Raw genomic sequence first — 23252 nt, 5'->3', positions numbered from 1 at the left:
GCCTGAAGGTCACGGCGTGACTGACGCATCCCGTAACGACACGCTCCCGGCCCGGGTGGCAAGGGAGCGTGATGATCACAGCAGTTTTCGGGGAATCACAATGACAATCAGACACCTCAAGCTGGCTGAAGCAGCTGACGGCGTGGCAGAGGAAGATCAGCGCACCACGGCCATCGTCCAGGACATGCTGCAGGACATTCGCTCGCGTGGTGAAGATGCCGTGCGCATGTATGCCGAGAAGTTCGACAACTGGAGCGGCGATTTCGTCCTCAGTGAAGAAAAGCTGGCCACGCTGATCGAGAGCGTGCCGCAGAGCGTCAAGGACGATATCGATTTCGCCCATCGCCAGATCCGTCGTTTCGCCGAAGCGCAGCGCGACAGCCTGACGTCCTTCGAGATCGAGACCGAGCCGGGTGTCGTGCTGGGTCAGCGCGTGCTGCCCATCGATGCCGCGGGTTGCTACGTGCCGGGTGGACGCTACGCGCATGCCGCCTCGGCGCTGATGAGTGTCGCCACGGCCAAGGCCGCCGGCGTCAAGCACATCACGGCCTGTTCGCCGCCGCGCGGTGACAGCATCAATCCGGCGGTGGCCTACGCCATGCATGTGGCCGGAGCCGACCGCATCCTGGAGATGGGCGGCGTTCACGCTGTCGCCAGCATGGCCTTCGGCCTGTTCGGCGGGCGCGAAGCCGACATCCTCGTCGGTCCGGGCAATGCCTTCGTTGCCGAAGCCAAGCGCCTGTTGTTCGGGCAGGTCGGTATCGACGTCTTCGCCGGCCCCACCGAATCGGCGGTGATCGCCGATCACACGGCAGACCCGATGACCATCGCGGTGGATCTCGTCTCCCAGGCGGAGCACGGCCCGAACTCGCCGGTCTGGCTGTTTACCACCAGTGAAGAGATCGCGCGCCGCGTCATCGAGCTGGTGCCGCTGGTCGGCAACGACATGCCCAACGCCGAGGTCATCCATGCCGCATGGCGCGACTACGGTGAAGTCATCCTGTGCGACACCCGCGAAGAAGTGGTCCAGATCAGTGATCAGTACGCCTGCGAACACCTGCAGGTGCTGTGTGAGGACCTGGAGTGGTGGAAGCAGAATCTCGGCAACTACGGCTCTCTGTTCCTGGGCGAAGGCAGCACAGTCACCCACGGTGACAAGTGTTCCGGCACCAACCATATCCTGCCGACCAAGCGGGCCGGTCGCTACTCCGGAGGCCTGAATGTCCACAAGTTCATGAAGGTACTGACTACCCAGCAGCTCAGTGCCGAAGCCAACCTCAAGTTCAGTGCCATCGGTTCGCGCATCTCGCGCACCGAAGGGATGGAAGGCCATGCGCGTGCCTGTGACTGGCGCCTCACCAAATACTTCCCCGAGCAGGATTGGGACTTCCCCGTCTATGCCCAGAAGCGTTACTGAGGAGGCCACATGCGTCGTTTTGCCAAGTCATTCACCCAGCAGGAAGCCATCTCCGACACCGCCATCGAGGCTGCCGTCGCCGTGATGCGCAGTGGTCGCCTGCATCGCTACAACCTGGCGGAAGGCGAGCAGGGCGAAACGGCGCTGCTAGAACAGGAATTCGCGGCGAGTCTGGGCATTCCCCATGCGCTGGCCTGTGCCTCCGGCGGCTATGCCCTGCAGCTGGCGCTGCGCGCCTGTGGACTCGAGGCCGGTGACAAGGTGCTGTGCAACGCCTTCACCCTGTCCCCGGTGCCCGGCAGCATCGTCGCCGCCGGTGGCGAGCCGGTGCTGGTGGACATCCTCGAGGACACCACCGTCGATCCGGAGGATCTGGCGCGTGCGGCCGATCAGAGCGGGGCCCGCTTCTTCATGCTCTCGCACATGCGCGGGCATATCGGCGACATGCACGCGATCATGCAGATCTGCGACAGCCGCGGCATCACGGTGATCGAGGATTGCGCGCATACCATGGGCGCCAGTTACGACGGCAAGCCCAGCGGCACTTTCGGCAAGGTCGGCTGCTACAGCACCCAGACCTACAAGCACGTCAATTCCGGTGAGGGTGGCCTCCTGGCGACCGCCGATGATGAGGTGATGCGACGCGCCATCATTCTCTCAGGCTCCTACATGTTGTACGACCGTCACCTGGCGGCGCCGGCAGCGGAGAGCTTCGCTGAGACGCGCCTGCAGACCCCCAACATGAGTGGTCGCATGGACAATCTGCGTGCCGCCATCCTGCGTCCGCAACTGGGAGAGCTGGCTGAGCGTCGCGAGCGCTGGAATGCCCTCTATGGCCGCATGCAGGACCGGCTCACGGCCATGGAGGGCGTCACGCCCATCCTGCGTGGCCCGCTGGAAGGCTACGTTGGAAGCTCCATCCAGTTCACGCTGGCGCAGTGCACCCACGAGCAGATCGCCGCCTTCATCGCAGGCTGTGAAGCGCGTGGGCTACCGGTGAAATGGTACGGCAAGTCGCTGCCTGAGGATTACACCAGTCGCTACGACAGCTGGGCCTATCTGGGCAGCCATCGTGCGGTGCCCAATGCCGACCGGGTGCTGGCGACACTGTGTGATCTGCGCCTTCCGCTGACCTTCGACGTCCAGGACTGTGAGGTGATCGCGGACCTGATTCAGGACGCTCTGCACAGCGCACGACCAGTCTTGACCGTCGCGTGACTGTGCCTGGCGGCAGCATATGACAGTGGTGAACCCATAACGATAACGCTTTGAAAGCCACATGATCTTCAATCCGCATGTCCTGGTGACAGGGCATGTGGACCCGCAACCAGTGGAGTAATAACAATGTTCAATAAAGCTCTCTTGGCAACCGCAGTGATGTTGGTGATGTCAGCGACCGCTCAGGCCAAGACCTTCAAGGTCGGCATGGGCGATCCGATGGATTCGGATCAGGGCGCACTTGCACAGCGCTTCGAGGAACTGGTCGAGCAACTCTCCGATGGCGAGATGCAGGTGGAGTTGTTCCCGGGCGGTCAGCTGGGCTCCGAGACCGGCATGATCCAGGACACGCGTATCGGCAAGCTGGACTTCGCGCTGATCGGCGTCGGCAACCTGACGCCCTATGCGCCGCGCCTCGGCGCGCTCACCATGCCCTATGCATTGCGTAGCCATGCGGATGCCGTTAAGGCCACCACCGGCCCGCTGGCGGATGAATGGAACCAGATCGCCGAGAAACAGGCCGGCGTCCACATCGTCAGCTGGCTGTATTCCAACTTCCGTTATCTGACCAACTCCAAGCGTCCGGTGACATCATTGGAAGACCTTGAGGGCCTGAAGATCCGTGTGCCGCAGAACAAGATCATGCTCGCCACCTATCAGGCCTGGGGTGCCAGCCCGATCAGCATGTCGTGGCCGGAAGTCTTCACCGGTCTGCAGCAGGGCGTGATCGATGGTCAGGACAACCCGGATATCGTCAATTACACGATGAAATTCCAGGAAGTGCAGAAGTATCTGACCGAGGTTCACTATCAGTACTCCCTGCAGCCCATCGTCATGGGGGTGCGTACCTACAACAAGCTCTCTGACGAGGAGCGCGAGATCATCGATCGCGCTGGCCTGGAAGCCCAGCTCTATGCGCTTCAATTCCAGCTGACCGAGGCCTCTCAAGCGCGTGCTGGCATGGAAGCGGAAGGGGTGCAGTCCGCTCAGCTGACCGACGAGGACAAGTGGGTCAGCATCGCCAAGGAAAAGGTCTGGCCGCAGTTCTATGAAGAGATCGGCGGCAAGGAATCCTTCGATGAATTGCAGAAAGCATTGGGCTACTGAGCCCGAGTGGGCGGGGGCGCTCGCGGCGTCAGCGTGAATGATGCCTGAGCGACCCCTGCTGCGTTCAATGCTCTCGAGCAGGGATACCCCCCAGTGCGGGTATCCCTCTCATAGTTCATCGTGAAGGAGGCTCGCATGTTGGCCAGATTGAACAATATCGAGGATTACGCCTGCCGTTTCCTGCTGGCGGTCTTCGTACTCCTGCTGTTTTCTCAAGTGGTATTACGTGTCGTGTTCGGTATCGGCATGGCATGGATGGAAGAGCTGGCACGCTACGCCTTCGTCTGGTTCGTTTTCCTGGGGGCTGCACATGCGGCTCACCTGAGTGCCCACAATCGGCTGCAGACCCACATCAATCTGCTGCCGCGCAAGGTGGCCAACGCCATCCTGCTGTTCGTCGACATCATCTGGGCACTCTTCAGCCTGACCATCGCCTACAAGAGCCTGGATCTGATCGGACTTCTCACCGAGTTCCCCTATGAGTCACCGGCGCTCGGCTGGTCGCTCGCCTACGTCTATTACATCTTCCCAGTGGCCTTCACCTTGATGGCCTTTCGCGTATTGCAGGTGCAGTTCCTCAAGCTGGTCAGAGGCATCGAGCCCGGTAACGTGGACGACGAGGAAGTGAAGCGCATCACGGAATCGACCCCAGATTCCACCGACGTCACTCGCACCGCCAAGATGGGAGGCTGATACCATGGCCGCGACTATTCTGTTCTCTCTGTTTGGTGCACTGCTGTTTCTGGGCTCCCCCATCGTCGTTGCCCTTGGGGTGGCGTCCATGGCGGTCTATGTCGTCAGTGGTGATGACATCACCTCGCTGGTGGAGCTGGCATTCTCGTCGATCAACTCCTTTCCGCTGATGGCACTGCCGTCCTTCATTCTGGCGGGTGCCCTGATGGGCGACGCCGGCATCGCGCGGCGTCTGATTCGTATCGCCGAAGAGCTGGCTGGGCCGGCCGCAGGTGGTCTGGGGGCGGCGGCAGTGATGGCCTGCATGTTCTTCGGCGCCATTTCCGGCTCGGGGCCGGCGACCACGGCGGCCGTGGGCATGCTGGTGATTCCGGCGATGATCGAACGTGGCTACGGCCGCAGCTATCCGGCGGCGATCACCGCCACCGCTGGCGGACTGGGCGTCGTGATTCCTCCCAGCATGCCGTTGGTCATCTACGGGGTGACCGCCAACGAGTCGATCTCGGCGCTGTTCATGGCGGGGGTCATCCCGGGCATCATGCTAGGGGCGGCCCTGATGATCGCCAACTACATCACCGCCAAGCGCAACGGCTATCAGGCCCAGGGCGAGCCGTACGACAAGGCACGTGTCTTCAAGGTGCTCAAGGAAGGCTTCTGGTCACTGATGGCACCGGTGGTCATCCTCGGCGGCATCTACAGCGGTCTCTTCACGCCGACCGAAGCCGCCGTCGTCTCGATCTTCTATGCGCTGTTCGTCGGCGTCTTCATTCACAAGGAGTCCTCGTTGTTGGGCTTGAATGAAGCCTTCCAGAACACGACCTGGCTGACCGGTCGCGTGCTGATCATCATGTTCACCGCCACCGCCTTCGGTCGCATCCTGGTGGAGCATCACATTCCGGCCATGATCGCCCAGGGCATCCTCAACATCACCGACAGCCTGTGGCTGGTGTGGATTCTGGTGATCGCCTTCCTGTTGATCGTCGGCATGTTCATCGAGATCCTGGCGACCATCATGATCGTCACGCCGGTGCTGCTGCCGGTGATGGTGGAGCTGGGCGTCGACCCGGTGCACTTCGGGATCGTGCTGGTGGTCAGCCTGGGGATCGGCTTCTCGACCCCGCCGCTGGGCGAAAACATGTTCATCAGTTCCAGCATCGCCAACGTGTCCATCGAGAAGATCTCGGTGCGTGCGCTGCCGCTGGTCGGCACCATGGTGCTGATCGCCTTGCTGCTGGCCTTCGTGCCGCAGCTGACGATGTGGCTGCCGGACATGATGGGCTTCTAGCGGCGCAGCGGATGGCAGTTGCTCGTCATCACAGTTCCTCGAGAGGATGCCGGCCACGTCGCTATCCTCTCGAGCCTTGACCTTCAGTGAGAGTTTTGTCGGAGAACGACCAATGAGAAGCTCGCATGACGCCTCGGGCGCAGAACATATTGTCGTGGGCGTGTTGGGCGGCATGGGGCCGGATGCCACGGTGGCCTTCATGCAGCAGGTGATCCAGGCCACGCCGGCCGAGGATGACATCGATCATGTGCACATGATGGTCGACAACAATCCCAAGGTGCCGTCGCGCATCAAGGCTCTGCTGGAAGGGTGCGATGTCTCTCCGGGGCCTGCCATCGCGGAAATGGCCCAGCGACTGGAGCAGTCAGGATGTGATTTTCTGGTCATGCCCTGCAATACCGCCCACTACTACTGGCAGGATGCTCAGGACGCCGTCTCGATTCCGGTGTGGCATATCGTCGAGCGCACTTTGGACCGGGTGGCGGCGCAGTGGCCGGGCGCACGTGTCGGCATGCTGTGTTCGCCGGCGCTGCGCAAGATAGGTCTTTACGAAGGCTTCATCGCGGCGCGTGGTCTATCGCTGGCCTATCCCCAGGATGAGGACGCGATGCTGGAGGTGATTCGCAGCGTCAAGAAAGGACAGGTGAGTGATGACGCCGTCGGGGGGGCCTTCCGTCAGGCAGCCGCTGACCTGGTGGCGCAGGAAGCGGATGTGCTGGTACTGGCCTGCACGGAGCTCTCCCTCATCAGCCATCTCCTGGATGACCGGCTGCCGATCGTGGATTCCGTCGAAGCGCTGGCCGTGAGTGTCGCGCAGGCTGCCACCCAGTAAGCGTCGAGCACAGCGGTGGCTGTGTCCTCATTTGGTAGAGAGCGTTTCCAAGCGCTTGCCCACGCTCAAGTGGCGCCACGCTCAGGTAGCGTCATGCAAAGACCCCGCGGCATCGTCATGGCGATGCGCGGGGTCTTCGCCCATGGGGGGCGTAGTCACGCGTCGCCAATATCACTGCCCGAGCGGCGCTGCTCGCGCTCCTGCAGGTAGCGTGCAGGCGTGGTGCCGAGCAGCTTCTTGAACATGCTGATGAAGGCGTTGACGGACTGATAACCGACGTCTTCCGAGACGCGCTGCACGCTCATGCCCTCGGCCAGCAGGCGGATCCCCACCACCAGGTGGAGTTGCTGGCGCCAGCGGCTGAAGCTCAGGCCGGTGTCACGCTGGATAAGCCGGGCGAGGGTGCGTTCGCTCATCGCCAGTTCGCTCGCCCACTCGGCCAGGGTGCGCCGATCATCCGGTGTCTTGATCAGGGCATCGCTGATGCGGGTCAGCCGCGGGTCTTCAGGCAAGGGCAGATGCAGACGTTCGCTGGGCATGCAGGCCAGTTCTTCCAGCAGGACATCGACCAGCCGCGCTGTCGGCCCCTGTTCAGGATATGGCTGGGGCAGCTCCGCCAGACGCAGCACCAGCTCACGCAACAGGGGCGAGATCGACAGCGTACAGCTGTGGCTCGGCATCTCAAGCGCTCCGGGCTCGATGAACAGGTGGCACACGCGGCCGCCACGGGTCAGGTGGTTGCTGTGGGGCAGGTTGCCGGGAATCCAGACGCCGCTGTGCGGCGGCACCATCCACAGCCCTTCCGGCACGCGGCTGGTCACGACGCCATGCAGGGCGATGACCAGCTGTCCCTTGCGATGCTGGTGGATCGGGACTTCCATCACCTGTTGTCCGGTATCCACATGCAGGGCGCTGGCCGGAATCTCGTAGATGTCCGGGTCATGTTCGCAGACGCTGCTGGAGAAGGGCACGGAGGAGTGACCGCTGGCGACTCCCGACGATGAGGTTGCGTCTCGCGTGGCAAGGGAAATCGGCGTCGCGGAGGTCCTAGAGGAGGTGGCTGGCATGTCGGCTCGCAGATTGTCCGATTTCAGGTATCTGATGTCATGATGGCTCAATTCTGCAGCGATATTGGCGATTACGCTATCGTTAATCTGCGCGGGAATTCACCTCTGATGTGTCGTCCCGCTATCTGTCCGTTCCAAGTTCGCTGCGAGCGTCTCATGACTGAACTCTGCCACTCTTCTCCTGTTCGGCGATTGAGCCATCCTGCCGTGTTGATCGCCGGCATCCTGATGATTGCCATGAATCTGCGTGCGCCCTTTACCAGTATCGCACCGTTGCTTGAGCGGCTGCAGGCGGCGCTGGGCTTCAATGCCACGGCGGCAGGGTTGCTGATGATTCTGCCGCTGTTGGCGTTCGTCGTGGTGTCCCCCTGGGTACCCCGTCTCGCACGTCATGTGGGGCTTGAGCGCAGTGTATTCCTTGCCTTGCTGGCGATCGCCGCCGGCATCGTGCTGCGGGTGCAGGGCAACACGCTGGCGCTCTATGTGGGGATCGCCATGATCGGGGCGGGCATCGCGGTGGGCAATGTGCTGTTGCCCAGTCTGGTCAAACGCAGCTTTCCCCGACACATCGCGCTGCTGACCTCCTGCTATGTGCTGACCATGGGCATCATGGCCGCCATCGCCTCGGCGGTGATGGTGCCGCTGGCGCAGGACAGTCCGGATGGCTGGCAATTCGCGATGCTCATCGTGGTCATCCTGCCATTGATGACGATGGTGATGTGGTGGCCACAGTTGTCACATCGCTCCCTGCCGGCGGCGAAGGAAGTCGAGAAGGGTGCCGCGGGTCCGGTGCGTCAGGCAGCCGTGTGGCGCTCGCCACTGGCCTGGCAGGTGACGCTGTTCATGGGGATCAATTCGCTGCTGTTCTATACCGTCAACAGCTGGCTGCCGAGCATGCTGGCGGACAACGGCTTTTCCCCGGAAAAGGCGGGATCGTTGCATGGCCTGCTGCAGTTGGCCTCAGCCTTGCCGGGGCTGATTCTGGTGCCTCTGATGCCGCGCCTGAAGGATCAACGCCTGATCGCCTTCGCGACGCCCTGCATGTCGCTGGCAGGGTTCATCGGGCTGTGGCTGATGCCGGGGTGGGCGCTGGTGTGGGTGCTGTTGCTGGGCGCGGGCTCCGGTGCCAGCTTCATTCTCGCCCTGTCGTTCATGGGGCTCAGAGCGCGCGATGCCATGCAATCGGCGTCGCTGTCGAGCATGGCGCAGACCCTGGGCTATCTGCTCGCGGCCATGGGGCCGCCGTTGATCGGGGCGCTCTACGATCGGCAGGGTGACTGGCAGCTGGCATTGATGGTGTGTGCCTCCCTCAGTGTGCTGATGGCGGGGATCGGCTGGCTGGCGGGCAGGGACCGCCAGTTGCCTGAGGCGTCGGCATCTGAATAATGGAGCGTTGCCCTGAAGGGCTACAGGAACATCCCCCCATGACAAGGAAGTGAGAGATGGCGAATGCATCATCCGGAAGGAAAGGTCAGCCGGCCTCTGGTACCAAAGAGGCTGCGGGGAATACTCGGCGTCCGTGTGCAATGCGTCGCCTGCGGGCAGCCATCCTCGGTCTGGCCAGCATTGGGGGTATCGTGATGATCGCTCAGCCAGCCAATGCCGCGACGCTGTCACTGCGCGTGATCGAGACCACCGACATCCACGCCAACGTGATGGATTACGACTATTACAAGGATCGTCCCAGCGTGCGCATCGGCCTGGTGCGGGCGGCGAGCCTGATCCAGCAGGCGCGTTCCGAGGTGGTCAACAGCGTGCTGCTGGACAACGGAGATCTCATTCAGGGCAGCCCGATGGGCGATTACATGGCGGCGGAAGGTCTCGAGGAGGGTGATGTCTTCCCGGCCTACAAGGTCATGAATCAGCTGGATTACGATGTCGGCAACATCGGCAATCATGAGTTCAATTACGGGCTCGAGTATCTCGAACGGGCGCTTTCCGGCGCGCAGTTCCCCTATGTGAACGCCAATCTGCTGGACGCCACGACCGGCGAGCCGTACTTCACGCCTTATCAGATCACCCCCCATGCCTTCACCGACAGTGAGGGCAACGCTCAGACAGTGAAGGTCGGCTATATCGGCTTTGCGCCGCCGCAGGTGATGACCTGGGATCGCAAGCACCTCAAGGGCCGCCTGACGGCCGAGGACATCACCGAGAGCGCCAGGCGCTGGGTACCCGAGATGCGCCGGGCGGGCGCGGATGTGGTGATCGCCATCCCACACTCCGGCATCTCGACTGACCCTTACCGGGTGATGGCCGAGAATTCGGTGTATTACCTTTCGCAGGTGGAAGGCATCGATGGCATCGCCTTCGGGCATGCCCATGCGGTCTTCCCCAGCGAGGAATTTGCTGAGGTGCCGGGGGCCGATATCGCCAAGGGCACCCTCAATGGGGTGCCGGCGATGATGCCGGGGCATTGGGGCAGCCATGTGGGCGTGATGGATCTCGAACTGAGCAATGACTCGGGCCAGTGGCGGGTGGTAAGTGGCCAGACAGAGGCACGCCCGATTCAGGTGGGTGGCGAGGCGCAGGTGGGGGAAGATGCCGAACTGGCGGCGTTGGTCGAGCATGAGCACGGCGCCACGCGGGAGTACGTCAACCGCAGCATCGGTCGCGCCAGTGCGGCGATGAAGAGCTATCTGGCGCTGGTGCAGGACGACCCGACGATCCAGATCGTCAATCGTGCCCAGGCTGATTACGTCAAACGCTTCGTCGAAGGCGACCCGGACCTGGAAGGTTTGCCGATTCTCTCGGCAGCCGCGCCGTTCAAGGTCGGTGGCCGTCACAATGACCCGACCCAGTTCACCGAGATGGAGGCCGGCGAGCTGAGCTTCCGCAATGCCGCCGACCTCTATCTCTATCCGAATACGCTGGTGGCGCTCAAGGTTACCGGCAAGGAAGTGCGGGAATGGCTAGAGTGCAGTGCCGGGCAGTTCCATCGCATTGACCCGAATCTCGCCACGCCCCAGCCCCTGATCAACTGGGAAGGTTTCCGCAGCTACAACTTCGATGTGATCGACGGCGTCGAGTATCAGGTGGATGTCACGCAGCCGGCGCGTTATGACGGCAATTGCGCGCTGATCGACTCCGATACCCACCGTATCCAGGGGCTTGCCTACGAGGGCGAGCCGGTCAAGGACGACGATGTCTTCCTGCTCGCGACCAACAACTATCGCGCCTACGGCGAGGACTTCCCCGGCACCGGAGAGTCGCATGTCGCCTTCGCGTCACCGGACGAGAATCGCAGCATTCTGGCCCAGTACATCTCGCGACAGACGCAGCAGCAGGGCGCGGTGGACCCTGCGGCGGATCACAACTGGCGTCTGGCCGCGATCGACACGGACACCCCGCTGGACATTCGCTTCACCACCGCCCCCGGCGAGGATGCGCAGCAGTTCATCGATGCCCAGGCGGTCTATCCGATGACGCTGGTAGATCAGGACGAGATGGGCTTTGCCCGCTATCGCGTCGGGCTGGACCGGATGCGATAGCCGAGGCAGCTCATTGTTGAGCACGTAGTTATTGGCCTGGATTCAGGTGGGAAAAAACGCCAGTCAGCGATTGCTGACTGGCGTTTTTTGTCGCCAGGCGCTACCCGCCATCTGTTTTACTATCCGCTTTCACTTCAATACTCTCGAGCGCAGTCTCACTGCGGATCACCGCCAAGGCGCGTGCAAGGCGATGCTCAGCAGCACACGTTTGCCGCGCTCGATGCGGCTGACGCTGTGTTCGTGAAGGTCGGGGCGGAAGAACACCACGCGGTCTGTGAGGCAAAAAATGCTGCCATCGGTCTCGAAGACACCGCCCTGGCGGGGTTTCTTGAGCACGATATTGAGCTTGTAGTAGCTGCCGCTACCCATCGGGTCGTTATGGCGCATCACGCTGTGGCCCTCGGGGTAGGTCACCAGATTGATGGTCAGGCGGCGAAGATCGAGCAGACTACGGTTGATGACACGGGCCATTGGGCTTTCCCTTTGAAGATTGCGGCTATTGAAACGTATTTTGAGTGATTGATCAAAAAAGAGGTTGAGTGATTGCTCAAGAATACGTACGGTGGCTCCACATTCACGGCGCACAAGGCTCGGCAATCGAGATCGCCGAGGCCGTGATTGAGAATCGAGCAAGCAAGGAGGTCAGCAATGAGCCACGACAACGTGACAATGGAAGCCCTGGAAACCCGTTATGCGATGATCGAAGGTCACCGCATTGCCTACAAGGAAATGGGGGAAGGTCAGCCGCTGTTGTTGATTCACGGCATTCCGACCAACAAGCTGATGTGGCGCGATGTGATGCCGGAATTGGCCAGACATTACCGGGTCATCGCACCGGACATGCTCAACTATGGCGAGTCGGACATGCCGGTGGGTGCTGATGTTTCCATCAATGCCCAGACACGCATCTTCATCAAGCTGATGGATGCGCTGGGTGTGGCGAGTGCGGATGTCGTCTCGCATGATATCGGTGGGGGTATCGGTCAGCTGATGGCGGTCAACCACCCCGAGCGCGTTCGTCGCCAGGTGCTGATCGACAGCGTGTGCTTCGATTCCTGGCCGATTCCGGAGTTCAAGCAGCTGCTGGAGCCGGGCGTCGAGGAAGCGACCAGCGTCGAGGAATTCATCAGCACCATGCGCGGCTTCATGCCCAGTGGTGTGCATGATCCGGCGGTGGCGACCGAAGAGATGGTCGAGCGCTACGTGTCCCAGTGGAACAGCGAGCAAGGCAAGGCAGCCTTCTTCCGCAACATGCGTCGTCTCAACAAGGAGTACACCCAGGCCATCGCCGGTGAGCTCAAGAATATCGAGATCAAGACTCTGGTGCTGTGGGGCGACAAGGACAACTTCCAGAAGCCGGATTACGCCCCGATGCTCACAGATGCCATCCCGGGTGCCGAGCTGATCTGGGTGAAGGACGCCGGTCACTGGGTCACTGACGAGAAGCCCGAAGAAACCGTGCGCTATATCCTGGATTTCCTGGCGCGCTGAGAGATGGCCAGCCCCGATGCCCAAGCGGGGTGACGGGCGCCATCCCAGAGAGCAAACAAAACCGCCCGGTCATGAGACCGGGCGGTTTTTTTGTCATTGCAGAGACGCTGCCGAGCTTTCTGCCATGGCGTCATGGCGAAGAGGGGGCGAAGACATCTCACTGGTTGTCATGGCCCTGGCCCCCGTCTTGACCTTGCGCTGCATGGCGATGATGCCTCCCGCGCGCGTCGGGGTGAAGGGCTCCTCGAGTCTCACGAACCCATGGCGTTCATACAGGGCGATGGCCGGGCTGTCGGAGAAGGCCCGAAGCCGCAGGAGGGTGTCGTGGGGCTGACGCTTGCTGAGGCAATCGATCAACCAGCTCAGACAGGTGGAGCCGATACCGCGTCCCTGCCACTGGGCCACCAGCTGCAGGTCACGCAGATACACCATGTCGTTCAGCGACTTGAGGCTGATGAAGCCGATCCATTCGCCATTGAGGCGCACGGCGAAGTTCTTGTTTTCCTGCCATTTTTCCTCGAATTGCTCTGCATCCCAATGGAAACCATGACGCTTGTAGGTCGCGAGCATGTTGCCACAACTCAGCCGGTGCGCCGCTGCATTCAGGTAGCGGTTGGCAGGTGTGTCGTAGATGGGGGAAATGCTGAGATCATCCATGATCCTTCCGATTCTTTTGAGAGTTATGTCAGGGAGTAGCATCCGTCACGTTGCAATTTCTGCAGGCCGACCATCCAGTCAGTTAGTGAGTGCTAATTCAAGCGCACTATCTTCAGGTTTTCAGGACAGCCTGACAAGTGAATGCCTGTCCAGTACCAGATGCCGCTCGGGATTGCCAAAGCTAGTTCGTTATACTATAACATTGCGCTTTTCCCGCGCTGTCTGACGGCAGCGAACATGTCTTTTTGACAGGATGCGCAATGACGATGGTCCACCCTCTGAGCAGGCTCAGGCCTCCTGACGCTGAACGGCGATGGTACAAGTCGCTTTTCCGCTCTCTGACAGCTCCCGTGTCGGCTGATCCTTCCAGGTCTGCAAGGCATTCCCGGCCCGTGGCTGAGCAGATCACGTGCTGGCTGGGAATGACGCTCATGGTGCTCGGTCTTGGCATGCCTCAGGCCGTCAAGGCATCCGCTCAGTCTTCGGGCGATGAGCAGGCGACGTCGCGTCGTCTGGAGATCGTCGCGCCCTTTGACATCAAGGGAGCGGACCCGCTGCTCAGCGGTATCCTTTTCCAGCGCATGCAGGTCGTCGAGACATTGGTCGAGGTGGATGCCACGGGAGAGCTTCAGCCGGGGTTGGCGATCGATTGGAAGGTCTCGGATGACGGCCTGGAGTGGCGCTTCACGCTGCGCTCCGGCGTGCAGTTCCATGATGGCAGCCGTCTGGATGCCGAAGTCGCGCGTCAGAGTCTCGAGATCGCCCGTGCCAAGCCGGGCATCTTGAAGTCAGTGCCAATCGAGCGGATCGTCGCCGCAGATGACCATACGCTGGTGATTGCCCTCAGCGAGCCCTTCGCCGCGTTGCCCGCCTATCTGGCCGATTATCGCCAGCAGATTCTGGCACCGGCGTCCTTCGATGAGTCAGGCACTGCCCAGCAGGTCATTGGTACCGGCCCTTATCGCATGCTGCGCATGACGCCGCCCTTGAGCCTCGAAGTCACCGCCTTCGAGGACTACTGGGGCGAGCAGCCCGAGGTGCGCCAGGCGCGCTATCAGGCGGTCAGTCGCGCCGAGGGCAGGGCATTGATCGCCGAGAGCGGAGATGCCGACTTCACCTACGGGCTGGACCCCGCCAGTCGTCAGCGTCTCTCCCAGTCGCCGCGCGTGACCCTGGCGGCGGCCGCGACGCCGCGCACGATGCTGTTGAAGGTCAACGCCAATCATCCGGCCTTCCAGGACCCTGATGTGCGGCGTGCCTTGAGCCTGGCGATCGATCGCACCGCCATCGCGCAGGTCGTGCTGCGATATCCGCGCGGGGCCAGCCAGCTGTTCCCGCCGATGGTGGAAGGCTGGCATGACCCCGCGCTGCCCGAGCTCCATCAGGATGTCTTTGAAGCGCGTGCATTGCTGGACGCCGCTGGCTGGACCGTCGGCGAGGATGGCGTTCGTCAAAAGGACGGTCAGCGCCTCGCGATCAGCCTGATCACCTTCTCGGACCGTCCGGAGCTACCGCTGGTCGCCACGGTGCTGGAGCGTCAGTTCCACGCCATCGGCATCCAGACGCGCCTCGATATCACCAATTTCTCGGCGATTCCGGCCGGTCATCATGACGGCAGCCTCGACATGGCGCTGTTCGCGCGCAATCTGGCCATGGTGCCGGACCCCATCGGCAACGTGCTGAGCGATTACGCGGGAACGCCTGAAGCCCCCGGTGGCGACTGGGGCGCGATGGGCTGGTTCGATGCGGACTTCACCGCAGAGCTTGAGCGCATGGCACGCGAGGGCTACGGCCCCACGCCCGAAGGTGAGGACCCGCGAGCGCAGGCCAGTGGCGTGATCCAGCAGGCATTACCCGTGATCCCCATCGCTTGGTACTACCAGAACCTGGCGATCTCCCATCGACTGCAACGCGCTCAGGTAGACCCCTGGGAGCGTAGTTTCGGCCTTTCAGAATTGCGGTGGGCACCATGAATCTCCCTTCACGTCTGTTGCAGCTATTGATGGTGATGCTGATGGTCGGCGGCGCCAGCTATCTGATGATGCAGAGTCTGCCCGGCGATGCCGCCTGGCGTATCGCGGCCGGTCGCTATGGCTATGACGCGCTGGATGCGGCCGCTGCGGCCTCGGTGCGCGCCGAGCTGGGCCTCGAGGCACAAGGCGGCTTGCACTTCCTCTACTGGCTGGGCGATATCCTGCGCCTGGAGCTGGGCACTTCATTGATTTCCGGGGAATCGGTGTGGGTGGAGATTCGTCATCAGCTGGGCAACTCCCTGTCACTCGCCGGCGCGGCGCTGGGCATCTCGCTGTTGATCGGCCCGCCGCTGGGGCTGCTGGCCGGTCTGCGTGCCGGTGGCTGGGTGGACCGTAGCCTGCTGGCCGTCTGCAGTCTGCTGCGTGCCACACCGCAGTTTTTGCTGGCGCTGGTGCTGATCCTGCTGATCTCCGTGGAGATGGGGCTGCTGCCGGCCGCCGGTCATGGTGAGCCGCAGCACTTCATCCTGCCGGCGATGACGCTGGCGCTCGGGCTGGCAGCGGTATCGGCACGCCTGGCACGCGATGCCATGGCTGCTATCACCCAGACGGCCTTCCATGATTTCGCACGCTGGAAGGGCCTCAGCAACGCCCAGACCTTCTGGCGTCACGGCCTGCGCCATGTGGCCTTGCCGCTGGTGACCTATCTGGGGCTGCAGTTCGTGACCCTGGTGGAAGGGGTGGTGGTGATCGAGAGCATCTTCGGCTGGCCGGGCATCGGCCATGCGCTGGTCCACGCCATCTTCTCGCGCGATGTGCCGATGGTGCAGGGCACCGCCCTGGTGCTGGGCGTCGGCTTTGTCCTGGTCAATCTGCTGGTTGATCTGCTGGGTCGCCAACTGGACCCACGGGGTGTGAAATGAATCAGGTGGTGGAAGGGGCTGCGCCGCAGCGCGTGGATGCCGTGCGTCGTCCACGTCTTGACTGGCCATTGCGCCGGGTGATCGGGGCCGCGATTGTCGCGAGCCTCGTGTTGCTGGCCTTGTTGGGCAATCTGGTGATACCGGGAGACCCGCTGGAGCAGCATCTCTATCGTGCACTGCAGGGCGCGGATGCCGTCGGTGTCTCTGACGCCGGTGAGGTGATCACCAGCGCCCCGCTGGGTTATGACCATCTCGGGCGCTCCCTGTATCACCGCCTGGTGGCGGCGCTCGGGCTGTCGCTCTCCATTGCCGCGGGGGCGGTGATTCTGGCGGCGTTTTCGGGTATCTCGCTGGGCCTGCTGGCCGCGGGACGCGGTGGCTGGGCCGAGCGCCTGTTGAGCCTGGTGGCAGATAGCCTGCTGGCATTGCCGGGGCTGCTGCTGGTGCTGATGGTCAGCGTCATCCTGCCGTCGACGCCGCTGGCATTGTGGCTGGGCCTGTCGCTGGTGCTGTGGGTGGAATTCTTCCGCCTGGCACGTGCCACCGGTCGCAGCGTGCTGGCGAGTCCCGGCGTCGAGGCCAGCCGTCTGCTGGGCTTCGGGGCCTGGTACCGTTTTCGTCATCACCTGTGGCCGGAAATGGCCCCCGTGATGATGACGGCGATGGCCTTCGGCATGGCCAACGCCCTGATGGCGATTGCCGCGCTGGGCTTCGTGCACGTCGGCATTCCAGAGCCCACGCCGGAGCTGGGCACCATGATGGTCGAGCTGTTGCCGTACTGGCGTGAAGCGCCGTTCGCGCTGCTGACGCCGGTGCTGGTCACCTTCCTGCTGTTACTGGGACTGTTGCTGATGTCCGGCAGCAAGGCCAGAACGTCAACCGCCGCTGACACCCTCGAAGGAGCGCGCCCATGAATGTCGCGACGATGACCACGCCTGCCTCTCACGCGCGGCATGGGGTAACGACGGATGATGTGGTGCTGAGCGCCGAGGACGTGAGCGTGCGGGTCCGCGGCGCGCAGACGGCACTGCTGGCGCCTGTCTCGCTTGCGCTCAAGCCGGGAGAGCCGCTGGTGGTGATCGGCGAGACAGGCTCCGGCAAGAGCCTGCTGGCTCAGGCCCTGCTGGGCACGCTGCCTCAGGAGCTTGTGGCCTCCGGCAGCCTGTGGCTCGACGGCGAGCAATATCCTCTGCACACGCCAGAGAATCGTCGCCCGCTCTGGGGTCGCCGTCTGGCAGTACTGCCCCAGGAGCCCTGGCTGGCGCTGGACCCGCTGATGAAGGTGATTCGTCAGGTCAGTGAGGCATATCGTCTGGTCGCGAGGCGTTCGGCGCAGGCCTCTCATGCGGCCGCGCGCAGTGATCTGGAGCAGCTTGGTGTCGCTGCCGCCGGCGAGCAGCTGCCGGGTAAGCTGTCCGGTGGCATGGCGCAACGTGTGGCCTTCGCGGCCGCCCGCGCCGGCGGCGCGCCGCTGTTGATCGCCGACGAGCCGACCAAGGGGCTGGACGCCGCCCGCGTCAGCGAGATCGGCGAGCTGCTGCTCAAGTCACTGGCCGAGACACCGCGTGCCGGCTTGATGGTCATCACCCATGACATGGCGCTGGCGCACCAGATCGGCGGCCGCCTGATGGTGGTACGCAAGGGCGAAGTGATCGAGCAGGGCGCGACCCGTGACGTGCTGGCCGCGCCGACACATGCCTATACCCGGCGCCTGGTGAATGCCGCGCCGCAGGCCTGGCCGGAGGCCGCCTTCAAGCCGGCAGCGGACAGTGCAAGCCGTGATGGCAAGGCGGCAGGCGAGGCCATCCTCCGTGCCGAGAGTCTGACCATCGCGCGCGGGGGCACCTCGTTGCTGCGTGACGTGGAGCTCAGCGTGAAGGGCGGTGAGATCATCGGCATTCAGGGTGCGTCAGGCTGCGGCAAGTCATCGCTGGGGGATGCGCTGCTCGGCCTGCTGGCTCCGTATTCAGGGAAAGTGGTGCGCAGCGCCGAGATGCTTGAGTTTCAGAAGCTCTATCAGGACCCCGTGGCGACCTTCCCGCCACGCCGGACACTGGGCCGCCTGCTGAAGGATCTCAGCGCACGCCATCGTCTCGATGACAGCCAGTTGCCGCAGCTGATGGCGCAACTGAGCTTGGCGCCGGAATTGCTCTCGCGTCTGCCGGGACAGGTCTCGGGTGGCGAGCTGCAGCGTTTCGCGCTGTTGCGTCTGATGCTGATCAAGCCGCGCTTCGTGTTCGCCGATGAGCCGACCTCACGCCTCGACCCGCTGGTCCAGCAGGAGGTGATCGCCTGCATGGTGAAGATGGTGCGCGAGCAGGACACGGCGCTGGTGCTGGTCAGTCATGATGCGGCACTGCTGCGCAAGGTCGCGGATCGCGTGCTGGTAGTAGAGGAAGGTCGTTTGAAGGCGCTCTGATCGCTCACCTGCCCGCACCGCTGCATCATCGCAACCGCAAGACGAAGCTTCATAAGACAACGCCCAGCCGAGACTCTGCAGGAGTCTCGGCCGGGCGTTGGCGTTTGGTGTCTGCGGGGGATGTTCTGGCGTTGGGCCCGAGCGATGACCGCTCATCTGCCGTCAGGGCGGTCGCTGACGGTTCACCCGCCCAGCAGGGCGGGATTGGCTTGCCAGACGGACCAGGTCAGCGCACTGGCCAGCGTCACCCACGCGAGATAGGGCAGCATCAACAGCCCGGCCAGGCGACTGATGCGCCAGAACGCCACCAGGGTGACGGCGATCAGCGCCCACAGCACCAGTACGTCGATGAACGCCGCCTGTCCGAGGTGCCAGGCGAAGAACAACCAGCTCCACAGCCCGTTGACGATCAGCTGCACCACGAACAGCCCGAGCGCCAGTCGATGACGCGGACGGAAGCCATTTCTGGCATGCAATCCATCGCGCGCGACACGCCAGGCGGCGAGCGCCATCATCACGAACAGCGCCGTCCACACCGGCCCGAAGGCACCCGCCGGCGGGGCCCATGCCGGCTGGGTGAGGCTTGCATAGAAGGTCTTCGCATCCACCGAGGCCAGCGCGCCGATGGCGGCAGTAAGGAAGCTCAGCCCGAACCACACCACCATCTGGGCGGTGGAGCGCGCAGCGGAGGGTGAGGAAGACGCGGAACGTGGCGAAGTCATCTGGCGGTCTCCTGTCTCGAAAAGCGTGATAGAGAAAGACACGATATCTCACGCTGCGTCTTGATTCACTGTCCTGTGAGAGGTGCACCTGAACGATTCAGCAGCAGATGGCGGGGTCGCCCTCAATCGGGCACCGGGCCATCGAAGACTTCCTTGCTGCGACCGGTCAGCGTCGTGCCTACCGAAGCGGCGATGACCAGGCCGATGGCTAGCCACTGGAAGATGCCCAGCGCCTGACCGAGGAACAACAGGCCGGAGAGCGCCCCGATGGCGGGCTCAAGGCTCATCAGGGTGCCAAAGGTATGAGTCGGCAGGCGCGGCAAGGCCACCATCTCGAGAGTGTAGGGCAGCGCGGTCGAGAGCACCGCGACGGCCAGTGCCAGCGGCAGGATATCGAGGGAGAACATGGCGCTGCCGGCCTCCATCAGGCCGACGGGCGCGACGACCAGCGCCGCGATCGTGATGCCCAGCGCCGCGCTCTGGGTGCCATTGCCTGCCCCGGCCTTCTGGCCGAACAGGATATACAGCGCCCAGCACACGCCGGCGCCGAGTGCGAAGGCGGCACCGACGGGATCGATCGGTGCCGCGGTGTCCTCACCCAGCAACAGCAGCAGTACCAGTCCCGTAATTGCCAGCGCCACCCAGCCAAGGTCAAGCCAGCGGCGCGAGCTCAGTAACGCCACGGCCAGCGGGCCGGTGAATTCCAGAGCCACGGCGATGCCCAGCGGTACTGTCTTGAGGGCCTGATAGAACAGCAGGTTCATCACACCCAGTGCAACGCCGTAGAGGGTGATGGACTTCCAGGCCTTGCGTGTCACCGGCTTGCGCCACGGACGCAGAATGGCCAGCAGCAGAATCGATGCGATGATCAGACGAATCGCCGTCGCGCCCGCCGCGCCGATCATCGGAAACAACGAAGTGGCCAGCGAAGCACCGCTCTGGATCGAGCACATGGCGACCAGCAACATGGCGACGGGCCACAGACGAGAAGAGGAGGCTGCGACAGCAACGGACATGGGGGGCTCCTTGAGCGATCCAGTGGATGACGGGCATGGTCAGTCAAGAACACATGCGGCATGATTCAGGGACATTGAGGTAGCAAGGGGAGGGAGCTTGAGGCCTGTCATATGCCGGCTTCCCTCATCGTCAGCGGGATTGTACGGATGCGCACTATATTGCACAACAGTAAAGATCGACCCGATGTTCTGGTCCATGTCGCGGCCAATGTTCGCCGTCTGCGTCTGGCCGCCGAGCTGAGCCAGCAGGCACTCGCGGACCAGGCCGAGATCAGTCGCCGCATGCTGGTGAACATCGAGAAGGGCGACGTCAATGTCAGCCTCGGGACGCTCGACAAGCTCGCCGAGGCGCTCGGGGTGCTCTTCTACGCGCTGGTACAGCCCCCGGAAAGCGAAGATTCGGCACGCATCAATGAGGTGGCGTGGGTCGGGCAGGCACCCGAAAGCCGCGCCGTGTTGCTGGCCAGCAAACCGGCGACCCAGGAAGTCGAGTTATGGGACTGGACTCTTGCCCCCGGCGAGCACTATGACTCCGCGCCGGATGATGCCGGCTGGCACGAGATGCTGGTCGTCACCCAGGGTGAGCTGACCCTCACCCTTGGACATGAGGAAATCGTCATTCACGCTGGGGATTTTCATGTTTATCCCAGTGACCAGGCCTACCGCTACCACAACGCGGGCACCGGGATGCTGCGCTTCATTCGCAACGTACTGCACTGATGATGATCGTGGCTCAAGACCTTCAAGTGGCTAGCCCGAACTCAATCCCACATGGCCTGTCCCAATGTCATGACGTTTCATTACAAGGAGCTGTGCATGGCCAAGGTACGTATCACGCAACAGGGCACGATCCATTGTTTTCCGGCAGGCTTGAAGGATGAGGATGGCAAGCTGGTGAACGCCGAGATTTCTGCCGTGGCCTATGATGGCGAGCGACTGCTGATGGCGAGTGACAAGCCGATTCCGGGGGAGGGGCGTTCAGCCGTCTTTTCCTTGCCACTGGATTCTCGCGGACCGGATGACAGCCAGCTTGAGTATCTGACCACGCCGTTGATCCGTCAGGCGGTCAAGTATGAAGACTTCGCGCTGACCACTGATGGCCGTCACATGTTGGCAACCACCGGGTTTGATCGCATCGATAGCGAGAGCCATGCCCTGAATGCCTACAACCACCTGTTGATCTGGCCGCTGGGCGAGCCGGACAAGGTGCAGGTGGTTGACCCGGACCCGCGTGACGGAGTCGAGGGCTCACTGGAGTTTCGTCAGAAGCTGGACACGGCCATTGGCCAGCCGTACTACAAGATTGAAGGCCTGGCGGTCGTCCCGAGTGACAAGGGCGATGGGCTGATCCTGTTCGGGGTGCGCGAACAAGGCAATTCGCATGATGACTTCGCGTACGTGCGACGCGTCATCGGAGCGCGCTATGCGATGACCGACAGCGACAATATCGAGTTCATCGAGGACCTGCACGACGTCTATGCCTTTGACCCCGCCGAGTATGAGGGCGTGGATCACGAGTGTGGTCTTTCGAGCCTGGAATATGATCCCTATCACGCACGACTCTATCTGGTGACCAGCTTCGAGACCGAGCAAGGCAGTGAAGAAGTGATCGGGGGGTATCTGTGGGTGCTGTCGCTGGCGGACTTCCACGCGGGCAAGCCCCCGACGCTGGTGACGCATGAGGATGGTGGGGTGCTGGAGTTCGAGCACAAGGCGGAAGGGCTTGCGGTACTGGATCGCGAACGGTTGTTCGTGGTCTATGACAATGATCGCAACCATGAGCTGGGCAGTGTGGATGAACGCGACGAGCGCCATTCCTGTGAAGCGCCCTATACGATGCTCGCGCTGGTCTGACGGCAGCTTATCGGATCAGAGATCGGTTCACGGATCAGGGAAAAATCTCACGGTTTTGGCACCGAAATGTGAGGCGGGCTGTCTGCGTGGTGGCCTCCCTGATCTCTTCTGTTATTGCCTGCATATTGCTGCTTGAGCTTTATGCTGAATCATCATCCCCTTGTCGGGACTGATGACGACAAAGCCCCGACATGCATCTGCATGTCGGGGCTTTTCATGATCGCACCTTCCCTGTGTCAATACGCTTTGTCACACGACATCGAGTGGTGAATCCCTTTTATTCAAGGCGAGAGATTACATCGCCTTGTAGAACAGGTAATCGGCCTGGTACATCACGATTTCGACCTTGTTCTTGTGGGCTTCATCGCAGGTCATGTCAGGTGCGGCACCGCCCTGGGTATTGAGGCGCTGAACATAGGTGACGCCTTGCATATGCCCTTCACCTTGGGCCGGGTTGGCCTCGACCAGCTGCAGCGGAATGTTGCCCTTGCCGTTGGGCTCTACCGCCAGCTGTGTGCCGGTGATCCTGGAGCCATCCATGGATTCCCAAGTGGCGGGCGGACCATAGTATTTGCCGACCTGCTTGCCATCGGCATCATTCAGCGCGGCATCCGGGCCCTTGAAGACCCAGCCCATGGTGCTGTCGTCCTTGGCTTCGCAGGCCCATTTGATCTTGCCGACACCGACGGTTTTCATGGCGACTTCATTGCCTTTTGGCACCGTGACGCTCTCGGGAACCTCCATGGCTTGAGCCAGCGGGCTCAATGCGAGGGCAGCGAAAATACCAGAGATACAGGCGATTGTTTTCATCTTGACGACTCCGTAGACAGATAAGGTTCAGCTAGCGGTTGCAGGTGTGTCGTTGTCTCCCTTGCACTGTTCATAACGCTGGCCTTTCTCGTCTGGATGTCACGGGATCATATTTTTTTCGTGGTTTTTTCGTGGCCTGTTTTCAGCGCTTATCAGCGGGGTCATGTAAAGAGGCCAAAAGCGCAAGGCGGGTGAGGTGAAGGCCAGGTGTCAAGAATAGGCCCAGATACACAGACGCCCCGCAGCACGAGGCTGCGGGGCGTCTGTGTGACGGCGT

Annotated in this window: 21 protein-coding genes; 15 read left to right on the top strand and 6 right to left on the bottom strand. The window is 62.4% G+C overall.

Annotated features, from left to right (window positions below):
- Positions 1-100: 100 nt before the first annotated feature.
- From hisD to MKZ40_RS14340, 6 genes are all read left to right on the top strand, one after another.
- The gene (gene hisD, locus MKZ40_RS14365; protein ID WP_175090262.1) at positions 101-1417 is read left to right on the top strand and encodes a histidinol dehydrogenase; all 1317 of its coding nucleotides are present in this window, start codon (positions 101-103) and stop codon (positions 1415-1417) included.
- A gap of 9 nt (positions 1418-1426) precedes the next feature.
- Positions 1427-2635 (top strand): aminotransferase class I/II-fold pyridoxal phosphate-dependent enzyme, encoded by a 1209-nt coding sequence (locus tag MKZ40_RS14360; protein WP_175090261.1) that lies wholly within the window; start codon positions 1427-1429, stop codon positions 2633-2635.
- Positions 2636-2803: 168 nt separating this feature from the next.
- Positions 2804-3742: a TRAP transporter substrate-binding protein gene (locus MKZ40_RS14355; protein ID WP_217485917.1), complete on the top strand. Its 939-nt coding sequence runs from the start codon at positions 2804-2806 to the stop codon at positions 3740-3742.
- 135 nt (positions 3743-3877) lie between these two features.
- Positions 3878-4435 (top strand): TRAP transporter small permease, encoded by a 558-nt coding sequence (locus MKZ40_RS14350; protein ID WP_175090259.1) that lies wholly within the window; start codon positions 3878-3880, stop codon positions 4433-4435.
- A gap of 4 nt (positions 4436-4439) precedes the next feature.
- Positions 4440-5720, top strand: a complete 1281-nt coding sequence (locus tag MKZ40_RS14345) for a TRAP transporter large permease (RefSeq protein WP_175090258.1) — start codon at positions 4440-4442, stop codon at positions 5718-5720.
- Positions 5721-5832: 112 nt separating this feature from the next.
- Positions 5833-6552 (top strand): amino acid racemase, encoded by a 720-nt coding sequence (locus MKZ40_RS14340; protein ID WP_136937933.1) that lies wholly within the window; start codon positions 5833-5835, stop codon positions 6550-6552.
- A gap of 155 nt (positions 6553-6707) precedes the next feature.
- Here the strand turns inward: MKZ40_RS14340 and MKZ40_RS14335 are convergent, their stop codons facing one another.
- Positions 6708-7619 carry a helix-turn-helix transcriptional regulator gene (locus MKZ40_RS14335; protein WP_175090257.1) on the bottom strand — a complete coding sequence of 304 codons (912 nt, stop codon included), beginning with the start codon at positions 7617-7619 and terminating at the stop codon, positions 6708-6710.
- A 156-nt stretch (positions 7620-7775) separates the two neighbouring features.
- Between MKZ40_RS14335 and MKZ40_RS14330 the strand changes: the two genes are divergently transcribed.
- Both MKZ40_RS14330 and MKZ40_RS14325 read left to right on the top strand, forming a co-directional pair.
- The gene (locus MKZ40_RS14330) at positions 7776-9005 is read left to right on the top strand and encodes an MFS transporter (RefSeq protein WP_175090256.1); all 1230 of its coding nucleotides are present in this window, start codon (positions 7776-7778) and stop codon (positions 9003-9005) included.
- A gap of 140 nt (positions 9006-9145) precedes the next feature.
- The gene (locus MKZ40_RS14325) at positions 9146-11110 is read left to right on the top strand and encodes a bifunctional 2',3'-cyclic-nucleotide 2'-phosphodiesterase/3'-nucleotidase (RefSeq protein ID WP_175090255.1); all 1965 of its coding nucleotides are present in this window, start codon (positions 9146-9148) and stop codon (positions 11108-11110) included.
- Between the two features lie 165 nt (positions 11111-11275).
- On the opposite strand, the gene MKZ40_RS14320 is transcribed toward MKZ40_RS14325, so the two are convergent.
- Positions 11276-11581 (bottom strand): hypothetical protein, encoded by a 306-nt coding sequence (locus tag MKZ40_RS14320; protein ID WP_077376944.1) that lies wholly within the window; start codon positions 11579-11581, stop codon positions 11276-11278.
- A gap of 177 nt (positions 11582-11758) precedes the next feature.
- Here MKZ40_RS14320 and MKZ40_RS14315 point away from each other — a divergent pair, with 177 nt between their 5' ends.
- The gene (locus MKZ40_RS14315; RefSeq protein ID WP_254627159.1) at positions 11759-12601 is read left to right on the top strand and encodes an alpha/beta hydrolase; all 843 of its coding nucleotides are present in this window, start codon (positions 11759-11761) and stop codon (positions 12599-12601) included.
- 93 nt (positions 12602-12694) lie between these two features.
- On the opposite strand, the gene MKZ40_RS14310 is transcribed toward MKZ40_RS14315, so the two are convergent.
- Positions 12695-13258: a GNAT family N-acetyltransferase gene (locus tag MKZ40_RS14310; RefSeq protein ID WP_175090254.1), complete on the bottom strand. Its 564-nt coding sequence runs from the start codon at positions 13256-13258 to the stop codon at positions 12695-12697.
- A 431-nt stretch (positions 13259-13689) separates the two neighbouring features.
- On the opposite strand from MKZ40_RS14310, the gene MKZ40_RS14305 reads away from it, so the two are divergent.
- From MKZ40_RS14305 to MKZ40_RS14290, 4 genes are read left to right on the top strand one after another with little or no spacing between them, the layout of a single operon-like run.
- Positions 13690-15231 (top strand): ABC transporter substrate-binding protein, encoded by a 1542-nt coding sequence (locus MKZ40_RS14305; RefSeq protein WP_175090253.1) that lies wholly within the window; start codon positions 13690-13692, stop codon positions 15229-15231.
- Entirely contained in the window at positions 15228-16154 is a 927-nt protein-coding gene (locus MKZ40_RS14300) for an ABC transporter permease (protein ID WP_175090252.1), read from the top strand. The genes MKZ40_RS14305 and MKZ40_RS14300 overlap by 4 nt, the downstream gene beginning before the upstream one ends.
- Positions 16151-17068: an ABC transporter permease subunit gene (locus MKZ40_RS14295; protein ID WP_175090251.1), complete on the top strand. Its 918-nt coding sequence runs from the start codon at positions 16151-16153 to the stop codon at positions 17066-17068. The genes MKZ40_RS14300 and MKZ40_RS14295 overlap by 4 nt, the downstream gene beginning before the upstream one ends.
- Complete coding sequence (locus tag MKZ40_RS14290) at positions 17065-18573, top strand: ATP-binding cassette domain-containing protein (RefSeq protein WP_217485916.1); 1509 nt, start codon at positions 17065-17067, stop codon at positions 18571-18573. Before MKZ40_RS14295 ends, MKZ40_RS14290 begins: the two co-directional genes overlap by 4 nt.
- A 182-nt stretch (positions 18574-18755) precedes the next feature.
- Here the strand turns inward: MKZ40_RS14290 and MKZ40_RS14285 are convergent, their stop codons facing one another.
- Together MKZ40_RS14285 and rhtA are read right to left on the bottom strand one after the other, a co-directional pair.
- Positions 18756-19295, bottom strand: coding sequence for a TspO/MBR family protein (locus tag MKZ40_RS14285; protein ID WP_254627158.1), 540 nt, complete (start codon positions 19293-19295; stop codon positions 18756-18758).
- Positions 19296-19417: 122 nt separating this feature from the next.
- Entirely contained in the window at positions 19418-20311 is an 894-nt protein-coding gene (gene rhtA / locus MKZ40_RS14280) for a threonine/homoserine exporter RhtA (RefSeq protein ID WP_175090250.1), read from the bottom strand.
- Positions 20312-20458: 147 nt separating this feature from the next.
- Between rhtA and MKZ40_RS14275 the strand changes: the two genes are divergently transcribed.
- A complete protein-coding gene (locus MKZ40_RS14275) occupies positions 20459-21031 on the top strand; it encodes an XRE family transcriptional regulator (protein ID WP_175090249.1) in 573 nt (190 codons plus the stop codon).
- A 96-nt stretch (positions 21032-21127) separates the two neighbouring features.
- Positions 21128-22165: a hypothetical protein gene (locus MKZ40_RS14270; RefSeq protein ID WP_175090248.1), complete on the top strand. Its 1038-nt coding sequence runs from the start codon at positions 21128-21130 to the stop codon at positions 22163-22165.
- A 294-nt stretch (positions 22166-22459) separates the two neighbouring features.
- Here MKZ40_RS14270 and MKZ40_RS14265 read toward each other — a convergent pair whose 3' ends face one another.
- The gene (locus MKZ40_RS14265; RefSeq protein WP_282627959.1) at positions 22460-22909 is read right to left on the bottom strand and encodes a DUF3455 domain-containing protein; all 450 of its coding nucleotides are present in this window, start codon (positions 22907-22909) and stop codon (positions 22460-22462) included.
- Between the last annotated feature and the right edge of the window lie 343 nt (positions 22910-23252).

Origin of the sequence: Cobetia sp. BMC6 (assembly GCF_029991385.1) — a bacterium.
Lineage (GTDB): Bacteria > Pseudomonadota > Gammaproteobacteria > Pseudomonadales > Halomonadaceae > Cobetia.
This window is presented reverse-complemented; position numbering and strand designations above follow the sequence as displayed.

What these genes read in the sequence shown, in the direction of transcription:
- MKZ40_RS14345 (WP_175090258.1), top strand. Translation starts at nt 4,440, where the DNA reads ATGGCCGCGACTATTCTGTTCTCTCTGTTTGGTGCACTGCTGTTTCTG.
- MKZ40_RS14340 (WP_136937933.1), top strand. Translation starts at nt 5,833, where the DNA reads ATGAGAAGCTCGCATGACGCCTCGGGCGCAGAACATATTGTCGTGGGC.
- MKZ40_RS14320 (WP_077376944.1), bottom strand. Translation starts at nt 11,581, where the DNA reads ATGGCCCGTGTCATCAACCGTAGTCTGCTCGATCTTCGCCGCCTGACC.
- MKZ40_RS14290 (WP_217485916.1), top strand. Translation starts at nt 17,065, where the DNA reads ATGAATGTCGCGACGATGACCACGCCTGCCTCTCACGCGCGGCATGGG.
- MKZ40_RS14305 (WP_175090253.1), top strand. Translation starts at nt 13,690, where the DNA reads ATGGTGCTCGGTCTTGGCATGCCTCAGGCCGTCAAGGCATCCGCTCAG.
- MKZ40_RS14300 (WP_175090252.1), top strand. Translation starts at nt 15,228, where the DNA reads ATGAATCTCCCTTCACGTCTGTTGCAGCTATTGATGGTGATGCTGATG.
- MKZ40_RS14310 (WP_175090254.1), bottom strand. Translation starts at nt 13,258, where the DNA reads ATGGATGATCTCAGCATTTCCCCCATCTACGACACACCTGCCAACCGC.
- MKZ40_RS14330 (WP_175090256.1), top strand. Translation starts at nt 7,776, where the DNA reads ATGACTGAACTCTGCCACTCTTCTCCTGTTCGGCGATTGAGCCATCCT.
- rhtA (WP_175090250.1), bottom strand. Translation starts at nt 20,311, where the DNA reads ATGTCCGTTGCTGTCGCAGCCTCCTCTTCTCGTCTGTGGCCCGTCGCC.
- MKZ40_RS14360 (WP_175090261.1), top strand. Translation starts at nt 1,427, where the DNA reads ATGCGTCGTTTTGCCAAGTCATTCACCCAGCAGGAAGCCATCTCCGAC.
- hisD (WP_175090262.1), top strand. Translation starts at nt 101, where the DNA reads ATGACAATCAGACACCTCAAGCTGGCTGAAGCAGCTGACGGCGTGGCA.
- MKZ40_RS14325 (WP_175090255.1), top strand. Translation starts at nt 9,146, where the DNA reads ATGCGTCGCCTGCGGGCAGCCATCCTCGGTCTGGCCAGCATTGGGGGT.
- MKZ40_RS14295 (WP_175090251.1), top strand. Translation starts at nt 16,151, where the DNA reads ATGAATCAGGTGGTGGAAGGGGCTGCGCCGCAGCGCGTGGATGCCGTG.
- MKZ40_RS14275 (WP_175090249.1), top strand. Translation starts at nt 20,459, where the DNA reads ATGCGCACTATATTGCACAACAGTAAAGATCGACCCGATGTTCTGGTC.
- MKZ40_RS14315 (WP_254627159.1), top strand. Translation starts at nt 11,759, where the DNA reads ATGAGCCACGACAACGTGACAATGGAAGCCCTGGAAACCCGTTATGCG.
- MKZ40_RS14350 (WP_175090259.1), top strand. Translation starts at nt 3,878, where the DNA reads ATGTTGGCCAGATTGAACAATATCGAGGATTACGCCTGCCGTTTCCTG.
- MKZ40_RS14265 (WP_282627959.1), bottom strand. Translation starts at nt 22,909, where the DNA reads ATGGAGGTTCCCGAGAGCGTCACGGTGCCAAAAGGCAATGAAGTCGCC.
- MKZ40_RS14285 (WP_254627158.1), bottom strand. Translation starts at nt 19,295, where the DNA reads ATGACTTCGCCACGTTCCGCGTCTTCCTCACCCTCCGCTGCGCGCTCC.
- MKZ40_RS14335 (WP_175090257.1), bottom strand. Translation starts at nt 7,619, where the DNA reads ATGCCAGCCACCTCCTCTAGGACCTCCGCGACGCCGATTTCCCTTGCC.
- MKZ40_RS14270 (WP_175090248.1), top strand. Translation starts at nt 21,128, where the DNA reads ATGGCCAAGGTACGTATCACGCAACAGGGCACGATCCATTGTTTTCCG.
- MKZ40_RS14355 (WP_217485917.1), top strand. Translation starts at nt 2,804, where the DNA reads ATGTCAGCGACCGCTCAGGCCAAGACCTTCAAGGTCGGCATGGGCGAT.